General features: G+C 70.8%; 22 protein-coding genes and 1 pseudogene. 14 read left to right on the forward strand and 9 right to left on the reverse strand.

The window, feature by feature from the left end:
• The first annotated feature begins 10 nt into the window (after window positions 1-10).
• On the forward strand, window positions 11-1,696 hold the full coding sequence (locus tag H976_RS26870; RefSeq protein WP_051276935.1) for a hypothetical protein: 1,686 nt from the start codon (window positions 11-13) through the stop codon (window positions 1,694-1,696).
• 81 nt (window positions 1,697-1,777) lie between these two features.
• Window positions 1,778-1,903, forward strand: coding sequence for a hypothetical protein (locus H976_RS30950; RefSeq protein ID WP_255337324.1), 126 nt, complete (start codon window positions 1,778-1,780; stop codon window positions 1,901-1,903).
• Between the two features lie 25 nt (window positions 1,904-1,928).
• Here the strand turns inward: H976_RS30950 and H976_RS0116435 are convergent, their stop codons facing one another.
• Window positions 1,929-3,092: a glycosyltransferase family 4 protein gene (locus H976_RS0116435; RefSeq protein WP_051276936.1), complete on the reverse strand. Its 1,164-nt coding sequence runs from the start codon at window positions 3,090-3,092 to the stop codon at window positions 1,929-1,931.
• Between the two features lie 55 nt (window positions 3,093-3,147).
• Between H976_RS0116435 and H976_RS0116440 the strand changes: the two genes are divergently transcribed.
• Together H976_RS0116440 and H976_RS0116445 are read left to right on the forward strand one after the other, a co-directional pair.
• Window positions 3,148-3,900: a class I SAM-dependent methyltransferase gene (locus tag H976_RS0116440; protein WP_155918365.1), complete on the forward strand. Its 753-nt coding sequence runs from the start codon at window positions 3,148-3,150 to the stop codon at window positions 3,898-3,900.
• Window positions 3,897-8,027, forward strand: a complete 4,131-nt coding sequence (locus H976_RS0116445; protein ID WP_027862427.1) for an alpha-(1->3)-arabinofuranosyltransferase family protein — start codon at window positions 3,897-3,899, stop codon at window positions 8,025-8,027. Before H976_RS0116440 ends, H976_RS0116445 begins: the two co-directional genes overlap by 4 nt.
• Here H976_RS0116445 and H976_RS29640 read toward each other — a convergent pair.
• Complete coding sequence (locus tag H976_RS29640; protein WP_196804121.1) at window positions 7,931-9,151, reverse strand: acyltransferase; 1,221 nt, start codon at window positions 9,149-9,151, stop codon at window positions 7,931-7,933. The two genes, H976_RS0116445 and H976_RS29640, sit on opposite strands and share 97 nt — an antisense overlap.
• Complete coding sequence (locus tag H976_RS0116460; protein WP_027862429.1) at window positions 9,148-10,977, reverse strand: hypothetical protein; 1,830 nt, start codon at window positions 10,975-10,977, stop codon at window positions 9,148-9,150. Before H976_RS0116460 ends, H976_RS29640 begins: the two co-directional genes overlap by 4 nt.
• Window positions 10,978-11,159: 182 nt before the next feature.
• Here H976_RS0116460 and H976_RS0116465 point away from each other — a divergent pair, with 182 nt between their 5' ends.
• The 4 genes from H976_RS0116465 to H976_RS0116480 all read left to right on the forward strand — a co-directional run bounded on the left by H976_RS0116465 (window position 11,160) and on the right by H976_RS0116480 (window position 14,862).
• Entirely contained in the window at window positions 11,160-12,074 is a 915-nt protein-coding gene (locus H976_RS0116465) for a DUF3068 domain-containing protein (RefSeq protein ID WP_027862430.1), read from the forward strand.
• Between the two features lie 119 nt (window positions 12,075-12,193).
• Complete coding sequence (locus tag H976_RS30445) at window positions 12,194-12,739, forward strand: hypothetical protein (protein WP_051276937.1); 546 nt, start codon at window positions 12,194-12,196, stop codon at window positions 12,737-12,739.
• Complete coding sequence (locus H976_RS28990; RefSeq protein WP_196804122.1) at window positions 12,717-14,222, forward strand: sensor histidine kinase; 1,506 nt, start codon at window positions 12,717-12,719, stop codon at window positions 14,220-14,222. The genes H976_RS30445 and H976_RS28990 overlap by 23 nt, the downstream gene beginning before the upstream one ends.
• The gene (locus tag H976_RS0116480; protein ID WP_027862432.1) at window positions 14,215-14,862 is read left to right on the forward strand and encodes a response regulator transcription factor; all 648 of its coding nucleotides are present in this window, start codon (window positions 14,215-14,217) and stop codon (window positions 14,860-14,862) included. The genes H976_RS28990 and H976_RS0116480 overlap by 8 nt, the downstream gene beginning before the upstream one ends.
• Here the strand turns inward: H976_RS0116480 and H976_RS0116485 are convergent.
• Complete coding sequence (locus H976_RS0116485) at window positions 14,859-15,683, reverse strand: class I SAM-dependent methyltransferase (protein WP_027862433.1); 825 nt, start codon at window positions 15,681-15,683, stop codon at window positions 14,859-14,861. The two genes, H976_RS0116480 and H976_RS0116485, sit on opposite strands and share 4 nt — an antisense overlap.
• Window positions 15,684-15,927: 244 nt before the next feature.
• On the opposite strand from H976_RS0116485, the gene rpsA reads away from it, so the two are divergent.
• Together rpsA and H976_RS0116495 are read left to right on the forward strand one after the other, a co-directional pair.
• The gene (gene rpsA, locus H976_RS0116490; protein WP_027862434.1) at window positions 15,928-17,409 is read left to right on the forward strand and encodes a 30S ribosomal protein S1; all 1,482 of its coding nucleotides are present in this window, start codon (window positions 15,928-15,930) and stop codon (window positions 17,407-17,409) included.
• A gap of 100 nt (window positions 17,410-17,509) precedes the next feature.
• The gene (locus H976_RS0116495; protein WP_027862435.1) at window positions 17,510-19,642 is read left to right on the forward strand and encodes an aryl-sulfate sulfotransferase; all 2,133 of its coding nucleotides are present in this window, start codon (window positions 17,510-17,512) and stop codon (window positions 19,640-19,642) included.
• Between the two features lie 22 nt (window positions 19,643-19,664).
• Here the strand turns inward: H976_RS0116495 and H976_RS30085 are convergent, their stop codons facing one another.
• The 3 genes from H976_RS30085 to H976_RS26885 all read right to left on the reverse strand — a co-directional run bounded on the left by H976_RS30085 (window position 19,665) and on the right by H976_RS26885 (window position 21,749).
• A complete protein-coding gene (locus H976_RS30085) occupies window positions 19,665-19,817 on the reverse strand; it encodes a hypothetical protein (protein ID WP_155918369.1) in 153 nt (50 codons plus the stop codon).
• 94 nt (window positions 19,818-19,911) lie between these two features.
• Window positions 19,912-20,484 (reverse strand): mismatch-specific DNA-glycosylase, encoded by a 573-nt coding sequence (locus H976_RS0116505; RefSeq protein WP_027862436.1) that lies wholly within the window; start codon window positions 20,482-20,484, stop codon window positions 19,912-19,914.
• On the reverse strand, window positions 20,484-21,749 hold the full coding sequence (locus H976_RS26885; RefSeq protein WP_051276938.1) for a class I adenylate-forming enzyme family protein: 1,266 nt from the start codon (window positions 21,747-21,749) through the stop codon (window positions 20,484-20,486). Before H976_RS26885 ends, H976_RS0116505 begins: the two co-directional genes overlap by 1 nt.
• A gap of 75 nt (window positions 21,750-21,824) precedes the next feature.
• Here H976_RS26885 and H976_RS26890 point away from each other — a divergent pair, with 75 nt between their 5' ends.
• Both H976_RS26890 and coaE read left to right on the forward strand, forming a co-directional pair.
• Window positions 21,825-22,217, forward strand: a complete 393-nt coding sequence (locus H976_RS26890; protein ID WP_036226940.1) for a PLD nuclease N-terminal domain-containing protein — start codon at window positions 21,825-21,827, stop codon at window positions 22,215-22,217.
• 24 nt (window positions 22,218-22,241) lie between these two features.
• Window positions 22,242-22,844 carry a dephospho-CoA kinase gene (gene coaE, locus H976_RS0116520; RefSeq protein WP_027862437.1) on the forward strand — a complete coding sequence of 201 codons (603 nt, stop codon included), beginning with the start codon at window positions 22,242-22,244 and terminating at the stop codon, window positions 22,842-22,844.
• A 51-nt stretch (window positions 22,845-22,895) separates the two neighbouring features.
• On the opposite strand, the gene H976_RS0116525 is transcribed toward coaE, so the two are convergent.
• The gene (locus H976_RS0116525; protein WP_027862438.1) at window positions 22,896-23,855 is read right to left on the reverse strand and encodes an RNA polymerase sigma factor RpoD/SigA; all 960 of its coding nucleotides are present in this window, start codon (window positions 23,853-23,855) and stop codon (window positions 22,896-22,898) included.
• A 236-nt stretch (window positions 23,856-24,091) separates the two neighbouring features.
• Here H976_RS0116525 and H976_RS30735 point away from each other — a divergent pair.
• Window positions 24,092-24,369, forward strand: a pseudogene (locus tag H976_RS30735) (LamB/YcsF family protein); the annotation flags it as partial.
• Between the two features lie 67 nt (window positions 24,370-24,436).
• Window positions 24,437-24,565: a LamB/YcsF family protein gene (locus H976_RS30740; protein WP_231388972.1), complete on the forward strand. Its 129-nt coding sequence runs from the start codon at window positions 24,437-24,439 to the stop codon at window positions 24,563-24,565.
• A 559-nt stretch (window positions 24,566-25,124) separates the two neighbouring features.
• Here H976_RS30740 and H976_RS0116535 read toward each other — a convergent pair.
• Window positions 25,125-26,456, reverse strand: a complete 1,332-nt coding sequence (locus H976_RS0116535) for a DNA polymerase IV (protein ID WP_027862439.1) — start codon at window positions 26,454-26,456, stop codon at window positions 25,125-25,127.
• Between the last annotated feature and the right edge of the window lie 28 nt (window positions 26,457-26,484).

Here is a 26,484-nt window from a genome sequence, read left to right on the forward strand (position 1 = left end):
GGAGGCACGAGTGGCGAGCTGGCGCCGGTACGTGCCCTACGTCTGGTCGGTGGCGCTGGCACTACTGATGCTCGGCCCGGCTCTCGGCCGGGGATACGTGCTCAGCTACGACATGGTCTGGGTGCCCGACCTGAGCCTGCGGTCGTCGTTCCTGGGCCTCGGCAGCGGACTGCCCCGGGCCGTCCCGTCGGACGCGGTCGTGGCCGTGCTGGACGAGATCGTCCCCGGCATGTTGCTCCAGAAGATCGTGCTGCTGGGGGTGCTGGTGGTCGCCGGCGCCGGGGTGGTGCGGCTGACCGAGAGATCCCTGGCCGCCCAGCTGGTCGCTGTCACGGCCTACGTCTGGAACCCGTTCGTCGCGGAGCGGCTGGTCATCGGGCACTGGCCGGTGCTGGTGGGGTACGCCGTGCTGCCCTGGGTCATCGACGCCGCGCAGACGTGGCGCACCAGCGGGCAGCTGCCGCTCCGGCTGTGGTGGCTGGTGCCGGTGGGCAGCCTGAGCGCCAGTGCCGGACTGGCCACGGCCGTCGCGCTCCTGGCGTTCGCGCTGGTCCGTGGTGCCGGACGCGCGCGCATGCTCGTGGCGCTGGTGCTGGCGGGCAACGCCCCGTGGATCGTGTCCGGCCTGCTGCACGCCGGGGACACGGTGACCAGCGCAGTCGGGGCCGGCACCTTCGCGCTGCACGGCGAGGGGTCCGTGCCGGCGCCGCTCGCCGCCTTGTCCCTCGGCGGCATCTGGAACAGCGAGGTGGTCCCTGCGTCGCGCACCGGCGTCCTCGGTTGGGTCTCGCTGCTGTTCGTGGTCGGGATCGTCGCGGTCGGTTGGCGCCGCTGGCGACGTGACGTCGGAGCTCGTGACGTGTCGGGCTTCGTGTGGTGCTGGGCCGTCGGCTGGGGCTTCGCCGTACTCACCTGGCTGGCCCCGACGCCCCTGGGCTGGCTGGTCGCACACGTCCCGGGCTTCGGCCTGCTCCGCGACGGCTCGCGGCTGTTGTCCCTCAGCGCAGTCGGGCTGGCGGTCGTGGCGGGGTACGGCGCCTCGACGCTCGTACGCCGGCTGCCGGTCGCCGCGCGCCCCGGGACCCTGCTCGCCCTCGTGCTGGTGCCGTTGGCCCTGCTGCCCGACGCGGCCCTCGGCATCGCCGGTCGGCTCCAGCCGGTCGCCTACCCCGATGACCTGCTCGCGGCTCGGGGCGTGGTGGCGAGTGCACACGACCGGGGAGCGCCGGGCGACGTGCTGCTGCTGCCGATGAGCAGCTATCGGCAGCCGTCCTGGAACCACGGGAACAAGGTGCTCGACCCGGTGGGCCGGTTGCTGCCCCTCGACTACGTGGCCAGCGACGACCTCTTCGTCGACGGGGTGCGCATCGCCGGCGAGGACAAGCGGGCGCGGGCCGCTGCCGCAGTCCTGCGAGCGCCCACCCCGGGGCAACGAGCCAGTGGGCTCAGTGGGCTGGGGGTCGGCTTCGTCGTCACCGAGCGGGACGCCGGACGGTCGCCGCTGGTGGCCGGACACGCGCTGCTCGACCGGCCCGGGGTGCTCGTGCAGCAGCTGCGGGACGTGCACGAGCAGACGACGCCGACGCCCTGGATCGTGGCCATGGCAGGCGCCTGGACGGTCTTCGTGGCGGCGCCCCTGGCGGCCGTCGTGGTGGCCCTCCGACGCCGCGTCCGGAGAAGAGCACCAAACCGCTGACCCGCTGTTACAGTTACCCGCGGGTTTGAGGGAGGACAAAATAAATTGGGTATTTCAGCCTTGTTGGCGACCGTGGGCAGCGTGCTTGCAGGTGCGGTGATCGCGACGGTCACCGTCGTCGGTCTGGTCAACCAGCAGACGTCACCGGGGGCCAACCCCACGGACGCGACCAAGCCGGTCACGATCGACTACGGCAGCAACGGCTGACGCCTCGGAGCGTCGTCCCCTTCGCCTAGAGCTCGGGCTCTTCCGGGTCCTGGCTGTCCACCCGGCGGTCGTCGAGCACCTCCCGGAGCACGACGGCGAACGACTCCTGGGCGTGCCCCCAGGTGAAGGTGTCGCTCACCTCGCGCGCCCCCTTCGACAGCTGCGCTCGCAGCGCCCGGTCGCGTAGCACCTCGCGCAGCGCGTCGGTCAGGTCGGCCTGGCTGTCGACCAGGATTCCGGACACGCCGTCCTCGATCGACTCCCGCGTCCCACCGGCGCTCCGGTAGGCGACCGCGGGTGTCTCGTGCATGCCCGCCTCGCCGACCACGAGACCCCAGCCCTCCTTCAGGGAGGGCAGGGCCAGCACCCAGGCCTGCTCGTAGACCTCGTGCTTGCGCTGCTCCTCGACGTGGCCCTCGAAGACGACGGTGTCCCCTGCTCCCTGCTGCTCGGCGTACTCGTGCAGGTTGCCCTCCCACCAGCCGCCACCGACGACGTGCAGCCTGAGGTCGGGGAACTCGGCGCGCAGGGAGATGGCCGCGTCGATGGCGTGCTCCACCTGCTTGTGGGGGACCAGGCGTCCGACCACGGCGATCATCGGGGTCGGTGACTTCGTGACGTCCACCGCCAGGGCAGGATCGGTGCCGTTGTGGACCACGGCGACGCGAGGACCGGTGACGCCGAGCTGTCGGAGCTCACCCCGGGTCGCCCGGGACACGGCGACGTACTGCTCTCGCCGGTAGAGCCACGGCGCCAGACGGCGCTCGATCCACCAGCCGACCCGCCCGGTCAGCCCGGGATAGACGACCGGCCACTGCTCGCGGTGCACGTGGTGGACGAGCACGACGACCGGCTTTCGGGTGACCAAGCGGGAGAAGAAGGGGAGTCCGTTCTGGACGTCCACGACCACGTCGGGGTCGCCGAGATCGCCGCGTCGCAGGGACGCCATGCCCACGGGGTAGACCGAGAGCTTGGAACCGCGTCGCACGAACCGGATGCCGTCGACGGTCTCGTCGGGCGGCGCGGCCGCGTGGGCCGCGCAGAAGATGGTGACCTCGCACCCGCGGTCGACCAGTCCCGCTGCCACCTTCTCGAGGTAGAGCTCGGCCCCGCCCCCTTCGGGGTTGTGGGTGTCGCGCCAGCTCAGGAAGACCACGCGCTTCCCGGCCAGCTGCTCCAGCTCGGTCATGGCGGACAGGCTAGCCCGCGTCTCGTTCTGTGGAATGCGCCGGTAGGGTCACCGCGTGTCCAGCCCGCCCGCCACGTCTGCGTCGTCGTGGCGGGCGTCGTGGAGCCGCTCGGTGAGGCTGCTGCGCGAGTTCCGCTACGAGCAGCCCGACCCGGGATGTTTCTACACCGCGCTGGCCGCGGACTCGGCGGCCCAGCTGAGCAGCTACACCGATCTGACCGGTGCGGTGATGCTCGATGTCGGCGGTGGACCGGGCTACTTCCGCGACGCGTTCGAGGCCGCGGGCGCGACGTACCTCGCCCTCGATGCGGACGTCGGCGAGCTCGCCGGCCTGGGTGAGATCTCCCACCGGACGGTGATCGGCAGTGGCATGCGGCTGCCGTTCCGGGACGGCTCGCTCGACCTCTGCTACTCGAGCAACGTGCTCGAGCACGTGCCGGATCCGTGGCTGATGGCCGAGGAGATGGTGCGTGTCACGCGAAGTGGCGGGACCGTGTTCATCAGCTACACCGTCTGGTGGGGCCCCCACGGCGGGCACGAGACCGGGCCCTGGCACTACCTCGGCGGGCGCTACGCGCGACGGCGCTACCGGCGCACCCACGGCCACGAGCCCAAGAACCAGTACGGCGAGTCACTCTTCCCGGTCACGGTCAGCGCCGGGCTGCGCTGGGCCAGGAAGCAGACCGCCGCCGACGTGATCGCCCTGACCCCGCGGTACAACCCCTGGTGGTCGCGATGGCTGCTGCGGGTGCCGCTGGTACGAGAGGTGGTGACGTGGAACCTCGTGATCGTCTTGCGCAAGAGGTGAGGTTCCGCACCGCCGTCCGCCTGCTCGCCGTCTGTCTGCTCCTGGTCGGGTTGGCGTTCATCCAGAACTCCGGCTTCCTGGTCTCGGACACGAAGTTCGACCTGGCGGTGTCGCCGCAGCAGTTCCTGGAGCGCGCCCTGCACCTGTGGGACGACGGTGGCGCCTTCGGCCAGCTGCAGAACCAGGCCTACGGCTACCTGTGGCCGATGGGGCCGTTCTTCGCGCTCCTGCACGCCGCCGCCGTTCCCGGCTGGATCGTCCAGCGGCTGTGGCAGGCGCTCATCATGATCGTGGCGTTCCTGGGCACCGTCCGCGTGGTGCGGGCGCTGGGCGTCCGCTCGGACCTGGCGAGCATCTCGGCCGGGCTCGCCTTCGCACTCTCCCCGCGCATGCTCACCGTGCTCGGACCGATCTCCATCGAGGCCTGGCCGAGCGCACTGGCGCCGTGGGTCCTGCTGCCGCTGATCCTGGGCTCGAACTCGGGATCACCCCGACGCGCAGCCGCGCTGTCGGCCGTCGCGGTCGCCCTGGTCGGCGGGGTGAACGCCTCGGCCACGTTCGCAGTGCTGCCGCTCGGCGTCATCTGGATCCTCACCCGGACTGGCGGCCCGCGACGTCGCAGCCTGATGATCTGGTGGCCGACCTTCACGCTGGTCGGGACGCTGTGGTGGCTGGTGCCGCTGTTCGTGATGGGTTCCTACAGCCCGCCCTTCCTCGACTTCATCGAGACGACGTCGGTCACGACGTTCCCGACCACGGTCTTCGACGCACTGAGGGGTACGTCGAACTGGATCCCCTACGTCAGCCCCGACTCCCGAGCCGGCAACGACCTCGTCACCGCGGGCTTTCTCGCCGTGAACAGTGGCGTCCTGCTGCTAACCGGGTTCGCCGGGCTGATCGACCGCCGCAACCCGCACCGACCGTTCCTCGCCATCTCGGTGCTCACCGGCCTGTTGATGGTGACGGCTGGTCACACCGGCACCGTCCACGGTCTCTTCGCCGGGGACATCCGCACCTTGCTCGACGGTGCCTTGGCACCGCTGCGCAACGTGCACAAGTTCGACCCGATCATCAGGCTGCCGCTCGTGATCGGCCTGGCCTTGGTCGTCGAGCGACTGCTCGCGGCGCGGCGCGCCACCCCACGGACGACGGACGACGTCGGTCCCATGCTCGAACGCGTCAACCAGACCGCGGTGCTGGGCCTGGTGATGGTGGGGCTCATCGGGTCCTTCTCGCCGATCCTGGTCGGTCGGCTCGAACCGGCCAACCCGGTGGCCGAGGTGCCGACGTACTGGAAGCAGACGGCCACCTATCTCGCGGCCCACCCCGGCGACGGCACCGCCCTGCTCGCGCCAGGTTCGGCCTTCGGGACCTATCTGTGGGGGTCACCCAAGGACGAGCCGCTCCAGTTCCTGGCCCACTCGCCGTGGGCCGTGCGCAACGCCATCCCGCTCGCACCGGTGAACAACATCCGGATGCTCGACACCGTCGAGGACCGCTTCGCCCAGGGCCACGGGTCCATCGGGTTCACGAGGTACCTCCAGCGCAACGGCATCGGGTTCCTCGTCGTACGCAACGACCTCCATCCGAGCAGTGACGTGCCGGATCCGGTGGTGGTGCACCAGGCCATCGCCCAGTCGCCCGGACTGACCAGGGTCGCCCACTTCGGGCCGGACGTCGGCGGAGGCGCACACCTCACCACCGGGAAGATCCGGACCGTGGTCAACGGCGGGTGGCAGGCGGAGTACCCCGCGGTCGAGATCTACCGGGTGCCGGGCGTCTCCTCGACCACCTCGGGGACCAGTCCGACCGTCGTGGTCGGGGGGCCAGAGGACCTCCTCGACCTCCAGGACTTCCACGTGATCGGGACCGAACCGACGGTGCTCGGCTCCGACGTCGACTCGCACGTCGAGGTGGGACCGGGCGCGGCGCCGTACGTGCTCACCGACGGGCTGCGCCGACGTGAGCGCTCCTACGCCCGCATCCACGACGGCTACTCCGCGACCCAGGCCGAACGCGACCGGGCGCGAGCGCTCAACCCGCACCTGGACTACCTGACGGCCCACCAACGTCGCTGGCAGACCGTCGCCCGCTACGTCGGGGCGCGCTCCGTGACCGCCTCCTCCTCGGAGTCGGACTCCGACGCACCCGGCGGCTCCCGCCGCGGCGAGCTGCCGTACGCCGCCGTCGACGGGTCGACCGCCACCGAGTGGGTCTCGAACCCCTCGCGGTCGGGTCACATCTGGTGGCGCGTCACGCTGCCCGAAGCCCGGGACGTCGGGACGGTGACGGTGAACCTGGGCTCGCGCGCGGTCGACAACGGCGTGGTCCGCGTCCGCACCGAGAACGGCGTGAGCGCGGCCCAGGCCACCGGCCCTCGGGAGAAGGTCGACCTCACGCCACCGCCCGGACGGACCCGCTGGGTGCAGGTCGAGGCGCCCGGGACCAACAACCGGCTGATGGCCCTGGCCGACGTGTCCTTCGACGGTCTCGACGTGCACCGCGAGCTGGTGCTGCCCCGTGTCCCCGACTCCTGGGGCGATCCGAGCGCCGTGGTGCTGCGCGCCGACCTCGATGCCCGACGAGGTTGCACCCAGGTCGACGGCAGCGTGCGCTGTGCCCAGGACAAGGACCGGCCGAGCGAGGAGGCCACCGGCGTCGGCCGGGCCTTCACCCTGCCGGAGGTGGGCCGGTTCGCGCCCCGGATGCGGGTGCGACCGCTCGCGGGGGAGGCCCTCGACGCGCTCATCCTGCGTGGCCAGCCGATCAACATCACGGCGTCCTCGACGGCAGTCCCCGACCCGCGAGCCTCGCCGATCGCCGCCATCGACGGGGACCCCGGCACCACCTGGATCGCGAACGTGGCCGACTTCAAGCCAACCCTCGACCTGAGCTGGATCGGCCGCCGCGCCATCAGCGGCGTGAGCATGAGCACCTCCGACGACGTCGCCGCCCGCCAACCCCGGGAGATCACCCTCATCTGGCCGCGAGGCCACCGCGACGTGACGCTCGACGCCGACGGCCAGGCGCGGTTCCCGGCCATCCGCACCGCGCGGCTGCGGATCCTGGTGCGGGAGGCTGCGTTCGCCACCGACGTGGGCTTCGACGGGCGCTCGAGCCAGATCGGCGTCGGCATCGGGGAGCTCCGCCTGCGCGGGCTGCCCTACGTGCCGACCGTGCTCTCGACCCGCGTCACCCGCACCAGCTGCGGCACCGGCCCGCAGGTGAGCGTCAACGGCACGTCCTACCCGACCCGGGTCGTCGCCACCGCAGCGCGGCTGTTCTCAGGGCGGCCGGTGCCGGCCAGGATCTGTACGGCGGGTCAGACGGCGACTCCGACGAGCCCGGTCGATCTTCGTGGCGGCACCAACGAGGTCACCGTGCGGGGATCCGATGCCTTCCAGTTCCAGTCGCTCGTCCTGCGCAACACCGCCGCGGCGAGCGCCGGCGGTGCGTCGTACGCCGCCCCCTCGACCCGGCACGGCGCCGTCCGGACCGTGATCCAGCCGACCGTCGGTGGCTCGCACGACGTGGTCAACCTCGGCCAGAACGCGAACCCGGGCTGGCGGGCCGGCCAGGACGGGCACACGCTCGCGCCGGTCGTGCTCAACGGATGGCAGCAGGGGTGGCAGCTGCGCGACTCGAGGCCGGTGGTGGCGACGTTCCGACCTGACGCCCTCTACCGCATCGGGCTCGGGGTCGGCCTGCTGTGCCTCGCCGTGCTCATCGGCGCCACCGTCCTCCTGGGGCTGCGTCGACGCCGCGGCCCCGAGCCGCCTCCACTCGGAGAGGCGAGGGTGCCCTGGTTGCTGGCCTACGGCCTGGCCGGCGGTGGTGCGCTGCTGGTGGCCGGCTGGGCGGGCCTGCTCGTCGCTGTCATCGTGGCCGTCGGCTCAGCGGCCCTGCGCGGGGAGCTGGCACAGGCGGGTCCATGGATCTTCGGTGGCCTGTGCCTGCTGGCCTCGGTGGGCTACTTCTTCCACCCCTGGGCCGACGTCGCGGGTTGGGCCGGCCAGGAGTCCTGGCCGCACTACCTCGTGCTGGCCCCGGTGGTGGCCGCGCTCATCGGGCTCTCGCCCCGGCCCAGCGGACGCAGGCGCGACGCGGGCACCTCGATCAGCCGGTAGGCCACCTCGGCCGCCGCCAGGCTGAGCGCCAGCGAGATCGCCCAGATGGCCACGAACCGGCCCTCGAACAGCGGCCACCCGGTCACCCACATGACGAAGTGCAGCACCGGCAGGTGCAGGCAGAAGAAGCCGTAGGAGATGAACCCGAGGTGGCGTGCCCAGCGCTGGCTCAGCACCCGCGCATACGCGCTGTCCGGTGCCGGGAAGATCCCGGTCATGACCACAAGGCCGCCGATCGCGGCGTACACGAGGTTCTTGGCCAGCAGCTGCCCGGGCGTCGGTGCGACCAGCATCGACGGGCCGGCCAGGGGAGTGGCGGCGACCAGCATCAGCCCGGCGGCCATCGCCCAGCAGCTGCCGGGTTGCCCGGCCAGGGACACGACCCGCGAGATCCAGCGTGACGTGCTGCCGCGCCGGTGGAGCAGTTCGACCAGGGCAAGCAGGATGCCGACCCCGAACCAGCAGAGGTACGCCGGCAGCCACTCGTTGGGCTGCCCCGACGTCCACCCGCTCGCCCACGGCGAACCCCACAGCTCCCAGCCGACCGTCACCGCCACCAGGACCAGCACGAGCGCCAGCACCCGGCGCGGGTGGAGCCGGCCCGACCGGCCGACGGCGATCAGCATCAACAGCGGGAGCAGCACGTAGAAGGAGACCTCGACCGCGAGGCTCCACATGTGGGTCAGCCCGTCCGGCAGCTGGCGGTCGACGAAGGTGTTGCCCAGTCCCAGGGTGACGGCCCAGTCGCGTGGCCCGAGGTCGTTGTTCTTGGTGATCAGCCCCAGCGCCAGCAGTGCCGTCACGACGTACAACGGCAGGATCCGCAGGGCCCGCTTCCAGTAGTAGTGCCCCAGCGCGGGTGCTGGACGGCGGTCCAGGGCACGGGCCAGGTAGGGCCGCGCCAGCAGGAAACCGGACAGGACGAAGAAGATCGCCACTCCCACGTCGAGGCGCGCCAGCACCGAGCCCCACACGCCGTGCCCGATGTAGGCGCCGGCCCAGTACGCCGCGTGCGTGGTGAACACTGCCAAGGCACCGACCGCGCGCAAGGCGTCGAGAGCAGGGAAGACCGGACCCTGCTCGGGGGTCAGGACGGGGGAGGAGATCGTGTCCTCGTGCGTCACAGACTTCCCCCTGCCACCGGTTGTCCGACCTCGATGCGGTCGACGCACATGGTCTGGCCGGGCTCCAGCCCGTCGATGCGGACCGAGTCGAACGTCCCGGTCACCCGCAGGAAGAGATTACCCAGACCACCGGGAACCTGGACTCGACGCTCGTCGTCGCCGGTGGTGATGGTCAGCTCGGACGGGTCGCTGGCCAGGTAGCCGACCCGTAGCCACCAGGTCGACTCGAAGGCCCGGCCCTCGAGCGGGATGTCGAGCCCCGCCGAGGTCACGTGCCAGCCGCAGCCCTCCGACGGTCCCTCGCGTGACGCGACGCCGAGCTTGATGTCGGCCCGGTGGAGCCCACCCTTCGGCCCGACGACCAGCAGCCGCCGGCTCACTGACGGGAAGGTCACGTGCTCGGAGACGAGCCGCGCCAGCAGCTCGGTGGTGTTGCGCGGGTAGAGGAGTCGCGTCAGCACGGACTCGGGCGGGCTGGTCGAGACGAGGTCCGCTCGGCCGGCGTGCCGAAGGTCGTTGCGCAGGTTGTGCACGTAGGCGTTGCTGGCGTTCCCGGTGTGCCAGATGTGGCCGTACGCCACCGAGTTGGCGATCCCCGAGACACTGACCAGCGAGACGAGGAACACCGGCCACCACCGCGGGAGGGCCAGCACCAACGGCTGTTCGCGCGGTTCGCTGCTCTCGACCGCACCCTTCAGCTCGATCGAGGCGAGTGCGATGCAGAGCACCGCCACGCACGCCGTTCCGGTGAGGAAGCGGTAGTCGCGCCCGGCGACCTGACCGTAGTCGGACCTGGCGCTGGCCAGCAGCCCGGCGACGATCACGAGGTAGAGGCCGAGCAGGACCCAGGCACGCAGCGTCCGGGTCCGGCGCAGGGCGAGGTAGACGATGACCAGCGCGGCCAGGGCCCACGAGGCACTCACCAGGAGGTCCGGGGTGTCACTGAACGCCGTCGGCGGGCTCGGGTCGCGCCACTGCCACGGTCCTCCGAGGATTCCGGGCACCAGGGCTCGACCGAAGAGCAGCGAGACCAGCTCGCCCAGCGACGTCGTGGGTGCGTCCTTGGTGATCTGCGGGACCTCGAGCAGGTAGTAGCCGCTGTAGGCCGCGCCCAGGAGGATCAGCAGCAACCAGCTGTAGCGGTAGGACCAGAGCACGTGCCAGAGCCGACGCAGCAGCGAGCCGGAGGAGAAGTAGGCCACGGCGAGGTAGGCCAGCACGGGCAGCACCAGCACGGCCTTCACGTCGAAGGCGAGGCTCACGGCCACGGCGACAACGGTCCCCGCCAGGGGCAGCCAGCGCCTGGTGCGCAGGTGGACCACCCACGCCCCGACGGCGACGAAGAAGGAGACCTGGGCGGGCAGCGAGGTGAGGGACGCGATCCACCAGGTGAAACCCGGGAGGGTCAGGGCGCTGGTCAGGTAGATCGCCAACGGCACCAGGATGGCCGGTCGGGTGCCGAAAAGGGTGCGCAGCATCCACCAGGCCGCGAGGCTGGCGGCGGCCTGGAGCACCAGGGTGAACGAGGCGGCCAGGGTCCAGTTGAGCTCGCCGGAGTGGGCCACGATCCAGGTGACCAGGCGCCCACCGGGCATCAGGTGACCCTCGTAGGGGCGCATCAGGAAATGGACGCTCAGGGCAGACCTGCGGGCGTCGTACAGGAAGCTGTAGTCGTCGTACAGGAACCACGACGGGAGCAGCACCCACGCCCGGAAGGCGACCTGCGCGACCACCATGACGGCGGCGACGGCGGAGACTCGTTGGGCACGGTCCCGGGAGGTCCAGACGGCCGCGAGCGCACGCAACGGGGTGGTCACTGCGAGCACCCCGTCCTCCTTCGGCTGCGACGCGTGGCACGCACGGCGTGGCATCGCGTGGAGGCCATCATGCTGGGCGCCCGAATCCTACGTCCTTGTTTCGGGAGGGTGTCCGGCACATATCGGGGCGCCTGATGCGCCCCCGGCACGGAGTGCGCTACCTTACGCCGACGAGTTCTGGGAGGGACTACATGCGCAAGATCATTCCGGTGCTGTTCGGACTCGGTGGATTTCTTCTCGTAGCAGGCCTCGTCTGCTGGCTCTGGGCACCGGGAGTGGTGAAGAAGACCCCGCTCGACGTGAGCACCACGACTCACCTCAGCGGCCAGGCCCAGAAGCTCAACACCGCGACCGGGGAGCTCGAGTCCAACCCCGTGAACGCGACCAGCGTGACCAAGACGGACTCGAAGGCCTCCAGCGACAACGTCGTCGTCTGGACCAACAGCAGCTGCCTGGTCATCGACACGGACAACCCTCCGGACTGCGTTGACGGCCAGGACCCGCGCCTCATATCGGCCAGCACCGACGTGTTCGCCACCGACCGCGTGTCGGCGCTGGCGGTCAACGACAGCAAGTACCTCCCCTCCGACGCCGTCGAGCACCACGGACTGGTGAACAAGTTCCCCTTCGACACCGAGAAAAAGACCTACCCCTACTGGGAAGGCACGCTCGGCAAGGCCGTCGACGCGAAGTACTCCGGCACGGCCAAGGTGAAGGGCGCCGAGACCTACGTCTTCAAGGTCGTCACCAAGGACGCACCGATCGACATCGCCGAGGGCGTCAAGGGCACCTACACCGACGAGACCACGATCTACGTCGAGCCGCGCACCGGTGCGATCCTCAACCAGACCGATGACCAGCAGCGCTTCCTGGACAGCGGCGAGAAGGTCCTCGACCTGCAGCTGGCCTTCACCAGCGCCCAGCAGCAGCAGAGCGTCGACGACTCCGACAGCAACCTGCGCCTGCTCAGCCTGGTCGAGTGGATCGTCCCGGTCGTGGGCATCGTCGGTGGCGTGATCTGCCTCGGCATCGCCGCGTTCCTGCTGATCGCCGGCCGCCGCCGCGACACACCGACTGCGGAACACCGCGAGCCTGCCCACGTCTGACGCCAGGGGCTCCCGACGGCGGAGGTACTACGACCATCGCGCGATAGCGGGCTGTCCTGTCTAGGATCCATGGTTGTGGCTGAGGGAGCACCGCGCCCCGGCTATCACCTGGAGTCCCGATGAACCGCATCTACCTCTACGTCGCCGGCATCGTCGTCGCACTGGTCCCGGCCGTGCTGGGACTCACGGGCAACGCCTCGTTCTCCCAGTCGGTCCCCGTGCGCGTCCCTGACCAGGTGTCGCGCGACGACGCGAGCAGCACCCCGACGCCGCAGCCGAGCACCGCCCCCACTCACGACGCCGCCGACGACCGTGGGCGGGGAGGCGCGGACGACGGTCCGAACCACGACGCCAACGACGACCGGGGCGATGACCGCAACCGGGGCGGCGACGACGGCTCCGGCGACAGCTCGGGGCGTGGCTCGTCGGGCAGCGGCGGAGGCCACGACGGGTCGGGTGACAACCAGGGTCCCGGGTCGACCAGCGGCAATGGTGGCGGTGGCGCGGACGACGGTGCGAACCACGATGCCGGCGACGACCGCGGCTCCCACTCGGGTGGCGGCGACGGCAGCAACGACAGCGGGCACCACTCGGGCGGTGACGACGGACGCCACGGCGGTGGCTCGGACGACGGTGGGTCCGGTGGCCACGGATCCGACGACTGACCTCCAGTCCTCCGTTGCGTCGGCCACGCCGGACCAGGGTGCCGACGACAGCGCGGAGAACGGGCCGTCAGACGTCAGCTGGCGCACGATCGCGACGCCCGAGCGCGAGGTCATGGGCGAGGAGCCGATGCAGGTGCGTCGCGTGGTCGCCCAGCTCGTGCTCGGCATCGTGCTGGTGCTCGTGGCGGTCACGGTCGGCGGATCCCTGGCCGCCCGCAAGCTGGCCGAGCGCGAGGCGGTCAACGACGCCGTCAACCTGACCGACGTCTTCGCCGAGACGGTCATCCGCCCGGCGCTCACCGACCAGCTGGCCGCTGGACAGCCGGCCGCCCGGAAGACGTTCGACAACCTGGTGCACGCCCACGTCCTTGGGCCGTCCGTCACGCACGTCAAGCTCTGGACCCCTGGCGGCAAGGTCGTCTACGCAGACGAGTCCGGCCTGGTCGGGCGGACCTTCCACCTCGACGAGGACCAGACCGATGCGCTCGAGAAGTCCGAGACCCGGGCTGACATCTCCCACCTCGACCGGGACGAGAACACCCTCGACGGCAAGGCCGGCGACAAGCTGGTGGAGGTCTACCGACCCGTCTACACCGACTCGGGCAAGAAGCTGCTCTTCGAGATCTACGCGCCGTACGAGCAGGTCGGCCAGCGCACCAGCCAGCTCTGGCGCGGCTTCGCCGGCGTCACCCTGAGCAGCCTGCTCCTCTTCCTGCTGCTGATCACGCCGCTGTTCTGGCACCTGATGTCGCGGGTACGCCGCAACCAGCGCCAACGCGAGCTCCTGCTGCAACGGTCGGTGGACGCCTCCAGCAACGAGCGTCGCCTGATCGCCGCCTCGCTGCACGACGGCCCTGTCCAGGACCTCGCCGCGACCTCGTTCGTGGTCGCGGGCGCGACGGCGCGAGCCAAGGCGGCCGGCCAGCACTGGCTGGTCGACGAGCTCCAGACCGTCGCCGGCTCGGTGCGTGCGAGCATCCGGGCCCTGCGTTCGCTGCTGGTCGACATCTACCCGGCCAGCCTCGCGCAGGCCGGTCTCGGGGCCGCCCTCGGCGATCTCGTGCAGTCCGTGCGTGCTCCGGGGCTCGAGGTCCGGCTGCACCACGACGACGAGGCCGAGCTCGGACTCACTCCGGAGCAGGAGCGGCTCGTCTACCGGGTCGCGCAGGAGACGCTGCGCAACGCGGCCAAGCACGCGGTGCCGTGCACCGCGAGCGTGACGCTCTACCGGGTCGGCGACGAGGTGGTCCTCGACGTGCTCGACGACGGCAACGGCTTCGACGTCGACGCCCAGCTCGCCGACCCGGAGCCCGGCCACTTCGGCCTGCAGCTGCTCGCCAACGCTGCGGCCACCGGGGGAGCCCTGCTGCAGGTCGCCTCGGTTCCGCGCCGCGGCACGCACTGGCGACTGCGGGTGCCGCAGGCCGCGGCGACCCACCCGAACCCGACCCCCCCCGAGCCGGAGGACACCCCCGATGACTGAACCGAACCCGTCGCTGATCACCGTGCTCCTGGTCGACGACCACCAGATGGTCCGCGCCGGACTGGACGCCCTGCTCGGCGCCACCGAGGACATCAGGGTGGTCGCCCAGGCCGGCGGCGGGGACCAGGCGGTCACCGAGGCCGCGCGCACCTACCCCGACGTCGTCCTGATGGACCTGTCGATGCCCGGCGTCGACGGGGTCGAGGCCACCCGCCGGATCCTCGCCGAACAGCCCGAGGTGAAGATCGTCGTGCTCACCAGCTTCTCCGACCGGGGCCGGGTCAGCGACGCACTCGGCGCCGGCGCGGTCGGCTATCTCCTCAAGGACTGCGAGCCGGGTGACCTCCTCGCGGCGGTTCGTTCCGCCGCTGCGGGCCACGTCCCGCTCGACCCGCGTGTGGCCGGCGTGCTGCTCCCCGACTCGGGTGGTCGTCCCGAGGATGCGATGAGCCCCCGCGAGCTCGAGGTCCTGCGGCTGGTGGCGCAGGGCCTGGCCAACAAGCAGATCGGGCGCCGCCTCGGGATCAGCGAGCGCACGGTCAAGGCCCACCTCGGCCGGGTGTTCCGCCAGCTCGGTGTCGCCGACCGCACCAGCGCCGCGCTCTGGGCCCACGACCACCTGCCGGACCGGGTCGGCTAGGTCGCCCGGCCGGGGCGGGGTCCGTCGAGCCGGGCCACGAAGACCGCCGAACCTGGCGTCAGCATGCCCCGGACCCGGCTCCAGCCGCCCCAGGTCCGGTCGTGCTCGGCCGGCCACTCCGGCTCGTGCAGGTCGGTGATCCGGAAGCCGCAGTGGGCCAGCGCGCCCACCCAGTCGCCGAGGGTGCGATGGTGCTCGACATACCTGGTCTCGCCGGTCACGTCGTCGACCTCGACGTACGGCGTCCGGTCCCAGTAGGACTGCGACGCGACCAGTCCCTCCTCGCCGGGATCGTCGGGGAACATCCAGCGGGTCGGGTGGGTGATCGAGAACGCGAAGACGCCTCCGGGCCGCAGCACCCGCGCGACGTCGGCGACCAGGGCCTCGGCGTCGGCGACGAACTGAAGGGCGCCGAAGGCCGAGAAGACGACATCGAAGGTCGCGTCTCCGAACGGCATCCCGGCCGCCGACGCACACAGGGTGGGTACGACGACCCGGTGCTCCTCGTCGATGCGCCGGCTGTGCTGGAGCTGCCTCATGGAGACGTCGATGCCGACCGGCCGACCGCCGTGGACCAGGACCCAGCGCGAGCACTGCCCGGCGCCGCTGCCGATCTCCAGCACGTCCTTGCCCTCGACGTCACCGAGGGCGTGCAGGTCGTCCTCGCGGACCCCCTCCGGACCCCACAGGAAGCCGTGGTCCCCGAGGAACTCCCCGTGGGTGGACTGGTACTCGTCGGCGTAGGCGTCCCAATCGGCACGGTTGGCCCGCAGGGACTCCGCCTCGTCGACCTCGCGCCGCTCGGGGCGTACACCTGACACGCTGGCAGGCTAGCCCCAGCCCTCACCCGTGCCCGCGCGGGCGCTCGGTTGGACGCTCGCGCCTGCAGGCCGATAGACTGGGCGGTGCGCCAGAAGTCTGCCTGAGTCTCAGACGGAGCAGCCTCTCGCTCGCTGTCGGCCCAACGTGGGAAACCGTGCTGGGCAGCGAAACACATCGTGATGGTGAAAAGGGTTTCTGCGCGTGCCCGCACGACACCCATCCATCCAAGGAATCTCCTTCCACATGACGATCACCCCCACTCTTTCCGATGCGCCGCAGGTAGCGGTCAACGACATCGGTTCCGAGGCTGACTTCCTCGCCGCCATCGACGAGACGATCAAGTACTTCAACGACGGCGACATCGTCGAAGGCACCATCGTCAAGGTCGACCGCGACGAGGTCCTCCTGGACATCGGCTACAAGACCGAGGGCGTCATCCCCTCGCGCGAGCTCTCCATCAAGCACGACGTCGACCCCAACGAGGTCGTCGAGGTCGGCGACAAGGTCGAGGCCCTGGTTCTCCAGAAGGAGGACAAGGAAGGCCGGCTGATCCTGTCCAAGAAGCGTGCGCAGTACGAGCGCGCCTGGGGCACCATCGAGCAGGTCAAGGAGGAGGACGGCGTCGTCGAGGGCACCGTCATCGAGGTCGTCAAGGGCGGCCTGATCCTCGACATCGGCCTGCGTGGCTTCCTGCCCGCGTCGCTGGTGGAGATGCGCCGCGTGCGCGACCTGCAGCCGTACGTCGGCCAGACGCTCGAGGCGAAGATCATCGAGCTGGACAAGAACCGCAACAACGTCGTGCTCTCCCGCCGTGCGTGGCTCGAGCAGACCCAGTCCGAGGTCCGCCACGGGTTCCTCACCCAGCTGCAGAAGGGCCAGATCCGCAAGGGCGTCGTGTCCTCGATCGTCAACTTCGGTGCGTTCGTGGACCTCGGCGGCGTCGACGGCCTGGTGCACGTCTCGGAGCTGTCCTGGAAGCACATCGACCACCCGAGCGAGGTCGTCACCGTCGGTGACGAGGTGACCGTCGAGGTGCTCGACGTCGACATGGAGCGCGAGCGCGTCTCCCTGTCGCTGAAGGCCACCCAGGAAGACCCGTGGCAGCACTTCGCCCGCACCCACCAGATCGGCCAGATCGTCCCGGGCAAGGTCACCAAGCTGGTGCCGTTCGGTTCGTTCGTCCGCGTCGAGGAGGGCATCGAGGGCCTGGTGCACATCTCCGAGCTGGCCGAGCGCCACGTCGAGATCCCCGAGCAGGTCGTCCAGGTCAACGACGACGTGATGGTCAAGATCATCGACATCGACCTCGAGCGTCGCCGGATCTCGCTGTCGCTGAAGCAGGCCAACGAGACCGCGACCGCTGCCGAGTCCGAGGAGTTCGACCCGACCCTCTACGGCATGTCCGCGACCTACGACGAGCAGGGCAACTACATCTACCCCGAGGGCTTCGACCCCGACACGGGTGAGTGGCTCGAGGGCTTCGACGAGCAGCGCAAGCTCTGGGAGGACCAGTACGCCAAGGCGCACGCCCGCTGGGAGGCCCACGTCAAGCAGCAGACCGAGGCCGCGCAGGCCGAGGTCGAGGCCGGCGAGGCCACGTCGTACTCCAGCGGCGGCGACACCGCCGCGGCCGAGGGCGGCAGCAGCGAGGCCGAGGGCGGCTCGCTCGCCTCCGACGAGGCGCTGCAGGCGCTGCGCGAGAAGCTCACCGGCGGCGGCAACTGACCCGCTGGTCGATCTGAGACAGGAGCCCGGTCCCCGCGAGGGGGCCGGGCTCCTGGGCGTTCTGCCCACTGCCCTGGTCGATCGCCGCTAGCCTCCGGGGATGAGGCGACCTCTCGGCATCTTCGTGCTGTGCTGCGCGGTGCTCGCGATCCCCGCGATGGTCGCCACGACCGGCACGGCCACTGCGGCGCCTCCTGCCACCCACTCGATCACCGTGACCGGCACTGGTGTGGAGATGTGGCCGGCGTTCTCCAACGAGGTCGCGCGCTACGGCCTCACCACGACGGCCGGTACCGCGGGCAGCGTCACCGTGCACGCCACCACCAGTGACGTGGCAGGGGTCGTGCTCGTGGACGGCCGGGTCGCACCCGGAGGCAACGCAACAGTCGACGAACTCACCGAGGGCGACGAGATCTCGGTGATCTTCGAGGACTCCGGAGGCAGCAGCGCCTACTCGCTCGTCTACCTCCCGATGGGCTTCCCGAAGATGACCGAGGCGGTCCCGGCGGCCCCCGGCACGAGCACGAGCGACGTACTGGTGAACCTGAGCAGGTACACCAACGACGACACCCCGAACTTCGAGGCCGTGCTCGACCGTCGCGGCGTGCCCCGGCACGTGCAGTCGTTCCCCGCAGGTCAGGTCTCGGGAGACTTCAAGCCCGGTGGCGCCCCTGGCCACTTCACCGTGGGCCGGCCGACCACCACTCCCGGCCGGTCGGGCACGCAGCTGGTCGAGCTCGACGCGAAATTCCACGAGGTACGCCGCTACGAGACCCAGGGGCTCTTCAACACCGACAACCATGACTCACTGCTGCGTGCCGACGGCAGCCGGATCCTGCTGGCGTACGAGCCCAACAGCCAGACCCACCTGACCGACGCCGTGATCCAGGAGGTCGATGCCGTCGGCGACGTCGTCTACACCTGGAACAGCGCGGAGCACCTGGACCCCGCGGCCGAGACGACCACCACCCCGGGCGATGCCGACTACGCCCACCTCAACTCGATCGCGGTGATGTCCGACGGCGACATCCTGGCGTCTTTCCGGCACCTGAGCGCGGTCCTGAAGATCGCTTGGCACCCGCACGACGGCTTCCAGCGCGGTGACGTCGTGTGGCGGCTCGGTGGACGGCACAGCGACTTCGACTTCGTGGACGACCCCTATCCGAGCGGGCCGTGTGCTCAGCACTCCGCGACCCAGCTCGCCAACGGACACATCCTGATCTACGACAACGGCTCGATCACGCTGGGTTCTGATCCCAAGCACTGTGTCGACCCGGCGGACCCGACGGGACCGACGATCGCTCGACAGCAGTCGCGGGTCACCGAGTACGCCCTCGATCCGGGCGTGGGCACGGCGACGCTGGTCTGGAGCTTTCAGGTCAACGGGAGGTTCACCTACTTCGCCGGGTCGGCCCGTCGGCTCGGCAACGGCAACACCCTGGTCGGCTGGGCTGCTGCCACCGCGGCCACGGCGAGCGAGGTGTCTCCCCAGGGCACCACCCTCTGGGAACTCAAGAACGACGCGGGCTATCTGTCCTACCGCGCGATCCCCGCCGTCGTGCCCGACGTCGAGAGCCCGGTCGTTGTGGTGACCACGCCGGTCCAGGGAGCGTCGTACACCCAGGGGCAGGTGGTCACGGTGGACGCGAGCTGCACCGACCGCGGCGGCTCCAGCCTGGCGTCCTGTGCGATCGCGCGCGGTCGGCTGGACACCTCCACGAGCGGGCGGCGCACCTTCCGGGTGGTCGCCACCGACGGGGCGGGCAACCGGACCACCCGCGACGTCGGCTACACGGTCAGGCCGTTGTTCCGGCCCGACGCGCTCATCCGAGGAGCGGGTGGCGCCTGGCTAGGCGGCGACGTCTACTCCACGCAGGCCGGGCAGACTCTCCGGCGGTTGTTCCCGCGCGACGGTGCCGTGCGGGCGGCGGCCGTGCGTCTGCAGAACGACGGCGTCCGCCCGGACCGGCTCCAGGTCCGTGCCACGCCCGGCAACCGGAAGTTCCGGGTGAGCTACTTCCTGGGCGGTCGCAACGTGACTGCCGGTGCCGTGGCGGGCAGCCTGCGCACGGCTGCCCTGGCGCCTGGACGCTCGGTCGACCTGCTGGTCCGGGTGACGCGGCTGCGACCGGCCGGCACCGGGAACCACCGCGCGCTGCTCGTCTACGCACGGTCGGTGATGAGAGCAGCCCTGGCCGACCACGTGACGCTGGCCGTCCGCGCCACCAGGTAGCGCGGCGAGGTGTCGGGTGCCGCTAGAAGCTGGACCCTCGGACGTCGCGGATCCCGGCGCGCTGGCGCTCGAGGTGCTCGGCTTCGCGCTGGTCGGTCAGCTCCTCGCGATACCGGGTCTTGGCGTACTTCCGGACCCGGTGCTCCCGCCACAGTCTCTGCAGTAGTGCGCGCATGCTGCCTCCCGTGACGACGGACCTGCCTGGTCCACTGATCCCATGGTGACGCGTCGGACGTCGCCGCACCAGCGGTTGGAGAAACTCCCGCGCCTCAGATGACTCCGGCCGCGCGGGCCGGCTCGGCGTAGGCCTCGGTGAGCGAGGCGATCGTCTCGTGGGCGTTCAGGCCGCTCGGGTTGGGCACCACCCACAGCTCGGCACCCTCGAACGGCTCCGGCTGGAGACCGAGGGTGGCCTTGCGGGCGCCGAACGCCTGGCGGTACGCCGTGATGCCGAGGATCGCGACCACCCGTGGATTCCGCTCGCGAACGAGGGACCGCAGGTGCTCGCCACCCTCGCGCAGCTCAGCGGCGCTCAGGTCCGAGGCGCGGGCGGAGGCCCGGCTGACCAGGTTGGTGATGCCGAGGCCGCGCTTGCGAAACCGGTCGCGGTCCTCGTCGGTCATCCCGGCCGACGGACTCACCGGCTCGGTCACGATGCCGGCGCCGAGCAGGGCCGGGTAGAACCGGTTGGCCGGGTGCGCGAAGTGGGTCTGCACCGCGGCGGTCCACAGGCCGGGGTTGATGCCGACGAAGAGGAGCTTCAGCGGGTCGGGCGGCTCGGGAAGGAGGTCGGGCACCTCGACGTCGCGGAAGGCCTGCAGCTCCTCGGTGGTGAAGCCCATCAGTCCTCCACGGTCAACAGGTCGGGCAGGTCGAGGCGTCGTACCTTGCCGGTGGGGGTGCGGGGGAGGGAGTCGAGGCGGTGGTACTCCTTGGGTCGCTTGGCCGGGGCCAGGTGCGCGCGGGCATGGGCCTCGAGGATGGCGTGCTCGGCCGCACCGACCACGGCAGCACAGACCCGCTGGCCCCACTGCTCGTCGTCCACGCCGTAGACCGCGATGTCGTCGACACCCGCGACCTCGCCGAGCACCTGCTCGACCTCGGCTGGGTAGACGTTCACCCCACCACTGATGATCAGGTCCTCGCGGCGGCCGTCCAGGTAGACGTAGCCGTCCTCGTCGATGCGCCCCAGGTCGCCGACGGTGAACGCCGGCCCGCGCCATGCCCCGGCCGTCTTCCCGGGGTCGCCGAAGTAGCTGAACCGCGCATGAGCAGGTACGACGCACCAGAGGTGGCCGTCCTCGTCGACGGTCATCTCCCGGCCGGGCCGGGCACGACCGAGGGTGCCGGGGTGCTCGAGCCACTCCTCGCTCCGGCAGGCGGTGAACTGGCCCTCGGTGGACCCGTAGAACTCCCACGTCGAACCGGCCGGGAACTCCTCGATCAGCCGGCGCTTGACCCACTCCGGACAGGGCGCTCCGGCGTGCGCGACGAGCCGGAAGCACGACAGGTCGGGGGACCCGTGCTCGTCCCAGTGGGCGAAGAGGCGCTGGAGGTGCGCCGGGACGCAGAACATCGAGGTCGGCCGCTCCTCGACGATGGTGGCCGTTGCAGTGGCCGGATCGAACTGACCCGGCAGCGCGACCCGGCCTTCGGCGAGCAACGTGCCCATCGCGAACCGCAGCGGGGCCGAGTGGTGGAGGGGGCTCAGCACCAGGTTGACGTCGTCGGCGCAGAACCCCCAGAGCTCGCGTTCCTCGGCCACCAGTGCCTCCGCGTCGGCCGGATCGAGCAGGCCGGAGAAGACGCCCTTGGGTCGGCCGGTCGTGCCGCTGGTGAGGTGGATGGGGCGACCACGGGGAGGTCCGAGCGACGGATCGTCCGGCAGCGCGGCCAGCAGGTCCTCGAGCTGCCCCTGCCTGGTCACCACGAGGGCCGGGTCGAGGTCGGCGAGCAGCCCGGCGCGTTCGCTCGCAGTCAGCTTGACGTCCATCGGCACCGGGAAGACGCCCCGCCGCAGCAGGGAGATCACCAGCTCGGCGTACGCCACGGACCCGGGGACGAGCAGGACGACCCGGTCGCCGGGTGCGAGGTCGTGCGGGTCCACAGGTCGATCCTGTCAGCCGGTCACAGTTGCGCAGAAACCGGGACAGGACGTCCGTCGTACCGCACACTTCTCGTCGTGATTCGCTTCGAGCTGGGTTTCGGGCTGATCGTCTTCGCCATGTGGGTCTTCTCCCTGGTGGACGTGATCAGCAGTGACGAGGGTGCCATCCGCCACCTCCCCAAGGTGTGGTGGCTGTTGATCGTGTTGTTCTTCCCGTTCGCGGGTTCGGTCGCGTGGCTGGTCGCCGGGCGTCCGGCGGGGCCGTCGCGGCCCTCTCGCTACGAGCGGGCGGTGCCGACGTATCCGGAGTACGACCGGCCCGGACGCGCTGCCGCGACCAGCCCGGACGACGACGAGGAGTTCCTGCGCAAGGTCCGCGAGCGGGCCGAGGAGCAGCGGCGCGCCTATCGCGAGCAGCGGCTGGAGCGCGAGCGCCGCGAGCGCGGCGAGACCGGGACCACGGACTGACCCTCACCCGATAGCGTCTCGCCCATGCGTGTGGGGCTGACCGGAGGAGTGGCGTCTGGGAAGAGCACCGTCGCGGCGATGCTCGAGGAGCTGGGCGCCGTGGTCATCGATGCCGACGCGCTGGCGCGCGAGGTGGTGGCGAAGGGTACGCCGGGACTGGCCGCTGTCGTCGAGGAGTTCGGCGAGGAGCTGCTCGGCCCCGACGGCGAGCTCGACCGTCCCGCGATGGGACGGCTGGTCTTCGGCGACGAGTCCGCCCGGCGCCGGCTCGAAGCCATCGTGCATCCCCTGGTCTTCGAGCGGATCGTGGAGCTCGAGGAGCGGGCCCCTGCCGACGCCGTCGTCGTGCACGACATCCCGCTGCTCGCCGAGAATGGCCGGGCCGGGGACTTCGACGCGGTGATCGTGGTCGACGCGCCGGAAGAACTGCAGCTGCAGCGGATGACCGGCGACCGGGGGTGGACCGAGGATGACGCCCGCTCCCGGATCGCCGCCCAGGCGACGCGCGAGGAACGACGAGCCATCGCCACCCACGTGATCGAGAACACCGGGACGCGCAAAGACCTCCGCGGGCGGGTCGCGGAGGTCTTTGCTGAGGTGGTCTCGGCGGAGCAACCGGGCGGCTGAGCGGTCAGGCCGTTCCGAGCCCGCCGAGCGGTCTCGACAGGGCTGGGTTGCTCAGGCCGCCAGGTCGGGGTCGGCCAGCCGGCGGAGCTTGGTGATCGCCTCGCGCTCCAGCTGGCGTACCCGCTCGGCGGAGATGCCGTGCCGGGCGCCGATGTCGGCCAGCTTGTGCTGGCGTCCGTCGGTGAGCCCGTAGCGGGACCGCACGATGTCGGCCGACCGCTCGTCGAGCAGGTCGACGAGGGTGTTCAGCCGGTCGCGCGACTCGGTGTCCAGCACCGTCAGGTCGGGGCCGGGCGAGCTCTCCTGGGCGATCAGGTCACCCAGCGAGGTGTCGCCGTCCTCGTCGACGGGCGTGTCCAGGCTGACGTGGTCGCGGCCCCACGACATCAGGTCGAGGACGCGCTCGATGTCCATGTCGAGCTCGGCGGCGATCTCCTCCGGCTCCGGGTCGCGGCCCAGCTGGCGCTCGAGCGTTCGGCGGGCCGAGCCCACCTGGTTGAGCTCCTCGACGACGTGCACCGGCAGGCGTACGACGCGGGCCTGCTGGGCGATGCCGCGGGTGATCGCCTGGCGGACCCACCAGGTGGCGTACGTCGAGAACTTGTAGCCCTTGGCGTAGTCGAACTTCTCGACCGCGCGGATCAGGCCGGTGTTCCCCTCCTGGATGAGGTCGAGCATCGGCATCTGGCTGCGGCCGTACTTGCGTGCGATGGAGACCACGAGGCGCAGGTTGGCGTTGATGAAGCGCTGCATCGCGCGCTCGCCCTCGTCGACGAGCCAGCGCAGCTCGGCCTCGTTGGCGTACTTGGGCGCGCCGCCCTTCTTGCGGCCGACGCGGCCTTCCTCGAGGAGCTTGCCGGCGAACAGGCCGGCCTCGATGGTCTTGGAGAGCTCGACCTCGGTGGCGGCGTCGAGCAGCGGTGTGCGGGCGATCTCGTCGAGGTACAGCCCAACGCTGTCGCGGCCCTCGATCTCGCGGTCGTTCCGGGTGGTGGTGGCGGTGGTAGCCATGGGGGTGACGTGCTCCCTTCCTACAGGGGTGGACCGGTGGAACTGGTCCTGCCATGTCCAACGTTGTCCCGGGCCGGAGGATTCCCCACGGACGGTGCCCCGTCGGTGTGACCGCGCCGTGCGGTCTCACCTGTAGTGACGGCCCGACCCTCCGTGAAGTTGCACCCTGACCACACTTCTCAGGCACTTCTCAGTGATGCCCCGGTGCGGGTCCAGTGCCCGGGCAGGCTGGATCCATGCACTCGGACTCTCACCCCGTCTCCGGGGCTGAGACGCAGATCGACCTCAACGCCGACCTCGGCGAGGGGGTGACCGACGACGACGGGCTGCTGCAGGTGGTCACCAGCGCCAACCTCGCCTGCGGTTTCCACGCCGCGACGAGGCCACCATGCGCTCGGTGTGCACGGCCGCGGCTGCTCGCGGCGTCGTGGTCGGCACCCAGGTCTCCTACCTCGACCGGGAGAACTTCGGGCGCCGGCAGATGGACCCGGGAGACGAGGTGCTCGCCGGGTGGGTCCGCGAACAGGTGGACCTGCTGACCACGATCGCCGAGGAGTCCGGGACCCGGGTCACCCGTGCAGATGGCTCGGGACGGCGTGGTGCGTTCGCTGTGCGTGCACGGGGACTCGCCCGGAGCGGTCGATGCCGCGCGCGCCGTATGTGCAGCGCTGTCCGGGGCCGGGTACGCCGTGCGGCCATGGGCCCGGTGAGAAGGCACCTGGCTAGTCCGGAGCGGCCCAGTTGTCCACAGGATCCTGTGGACGACGTGTGGACAACTGCCCACCGCTGTGGAGGAATCACCGAGATCTGTGGGTGAGGTGGCCGTCGGCCGAAAATGGTCGGAACAACTTTTGAATTGCTCTTGTGCCCGGCCCCGGCGTCGCGTAGAAATCTCTCACCGCAGCCCGCAAGGGCCGCGGGGGATCGGATGAATACAGCGGATCCGTCCGACGGGGTGACTCGTCGGAGGTTGCTTGTGATGGGGCGACCGGATCCGCGGTAGTCCCTGGTTCGGGACGGGGCATCACACGCGTCCCAGCGAGTGGGGTCTGCGGAAACTCATACTTTCCGCAGACCCCACGTCTAATTCAGCTGGTCTTTCCGTGCTGATCTTCGGCAACCAGAGTGCCCGCATCCCGTCCGCGCCGACAACGGTTTGCGAGGATCGCCACATGCGTGTGCGTTCGTTCGGCGACCGGGCCCTGCTCCTCGAGTGCGGCGGCACGGCCGAGGTCCGCGGCCCACGCCGAGACGCTGCGCCGGACTCGTTCACTCTTCCGGTGGCCTGAACGGCGCCAGCGCGGAGTCGTCCACCGCGAAGCTGAGCACCCGCCCGGGTCCGGTCTCGGCGGTCTCGAAGCGCACCGTGACAACGCCCCGGCCCGAGCCCCACACCCAGCCGCGCCCGTGGGCCTCGTGCACGACGTCCATGCCCGGCGCCCAGCCGCGGTGGCGCGAGGCCGCGGCCACGGCCGCCTCGGTGTCCCAGCCGTCCGCATGGTCGGGCTCCGGCCCGTCCTCGCCTTCGTCGTCGGCGAAGAGGTCCTCCTGGATCCAGTCGGCCAGGCCCGAGACACCGACGCCGAGGAGGCGTACGCCGCCGGAGGTGTCGAGCTCGCCGAGCAGGGTCCGCGCCACCCGCGAGATCTGGCGGGCGTCGTCGGACGGCTCGGACAGCGTGGCCGAGCGGCTCAGCGTGGAGAAGTCGTGCAGCCGGACCTTGATCGAGACCGTCCGGCCGGACAGGTGGGACTTGCGCAGCCGCTCGGTGACCTTCACGGCCTGCCGTTCGAGCAGCGCGGTCAGCAGCCGCGGGTCGACGTGGTCGGTGTCGTAGGTGTCCTCGACGCTGATCGACTTGGTCTCGCGCTCGGGCTCGACGCTGCGGTCGTCCTCGGCCCGCGCGAGTGCGTAGAGGCCGGTGCCGTGGGCCCGGCCGAGCAACCGGACCAGCTCGTCCTGGGTCAGTCGTTCGAGCTCCTCGACGGTGTGCACCCCGACACGGCGCAGCCGCTCGGCGGTGGCCGGCCCGACGCCGGGGATGACCGTGACCTGCATCGGGCGCAGCAGGTCCTGCTCCATCCCGGGTGCCACGACGACGAGACCGTCGGGCTTGTCGAGGTCACTGGCGATCTTGGCCACCAGCTTGGAGGTGGCGATGCCGACCGAGCCGGTGAGCCCGCCGGTCACCTCGTGCACCCGCTCCTTGAGCTCACGGCCCAGGGCGCTGACCGAGGTGACCGAGAGGTCCGGCAGGTCGGCGGCCTCGAGGTCGACGAAGGCCTCGTCGAGCGACAGCGGCTCGACGAGCGGGCTGATCTCGCGCAGCAGCGCCATCACCGCCCGGCTGGTGTCGCGGTAGGCGTGGAACCGACCGGACAGGAACGCCGCGTTGGGACAGCGGCGGCGCGCCTCGGCGGTGGGCATCGCCGAGTGCACGCCGAAGGTGCGTGCCTCGTAGGAGGCGGTCGCCACCACGCCGCGACCGCCGACGCCACCGACGACGACCGGCTTGCCGCGCAGCGACGGCTTGTCGCGCTGCTCCACGGCCGCGAAGAAGGCGTCGAGATCCACGTGCAGGATCGTCGACTCGGAGCGCACGCCGTGATGGTGTCACGCAGCACCGACC

The organism is Marmoricola sp. URHB0036, assembly GCF_000426045.1.
Classification (GTDB): Bacteria; Actinomycetota; Actinomycetes; order Propionibacteriales; family Nocardioidaceae; genus Marmoricola.

What these genes read in the sequence shown, in the direction of transcription:
- coaE (WP_027862437.1), top strand. Translation starts at nt 22,242, where the DNA reads ATGCGTGTGGGGCTGACCGGAGGAGTGGCGTCTGGGAAGAGCACCGTC.
- H976_RS30085 (WP_155918369.1), bottom strand. Translation starts at nt 19,817, where the DNA reads ATGCGCGCACTACTGCAGAGACTGTGGCGGGAGCACCGGGTCCGGAAG.
- H976_RS0116495 (WP_027862435.1), top strand. Translation starts at nt 17,510, where the DNA reads ATGAGGCGACCTCTCGGCATCTTCGTGCTGTGCTGCGCGGTGCTCGCG.
- H976_RS30740 (WP_231388972.1), top strand. Translation starts at nt 24,437, where the DNA reads ATGGCTCGGGACGGCGTGGTGCGTTCGCTGTGCGTGCACGGGGACTCG.
- H976_RS0116525 (WP_027862438.1), bottom strand. Translation starts at nt 23,855, where the DNA reads ATGGCTACCACCGCCACCACCACCCGGAACGACCGCGAGATCGAGGGC.
- H976_RS0116465 (WP_027862430.1), top strand. Translation starts at nt 11,160, where the DNA reads ATGCGCAAGATCATTCCGGTGCTGTTCGGACTCGGTGGATTTCTTCTC.
- H976_RS30445 (WP_051276937.1), top strand. Translation starts at nt 12,194, where the DNA reads ATGAACCGCATCTACCTCTACGTCGCCGGCATCGTCGTCGCACTGGTC.
- H976_RS0116505 (WP_027862436.1), bottom strand. Translation starts at nt 20,484, where the DNA reads ATGGGCTTCACCACCGAGGAGCTGCAGGCCTTCCGCGACGTCGAGGTG.
- rpsA (WP_027862434.1), top strand. Translation starts at nt 15,928, where the DNA reads ATGACGATCACCCCCACTCTTTCCGATGCGCCGCAGGTAGCGGTCAAC.
- H976_RS0116480 (WP_027862432.1), top strand. Translation starts at nt 14,215, where the DNA reads ATGACTGAACCGAACCCGTCGCTGATCACCGTGCTCCTGGTCGACGAC.
- H976_RS0116435 (WP_051276936.1), bottom strand. Translation starts at nt 3,092, where the DNA reads ATGACCGAGCTGGAGCAGCTGGCCGGGAAGCGCGTGGTCTTCCTGAGC.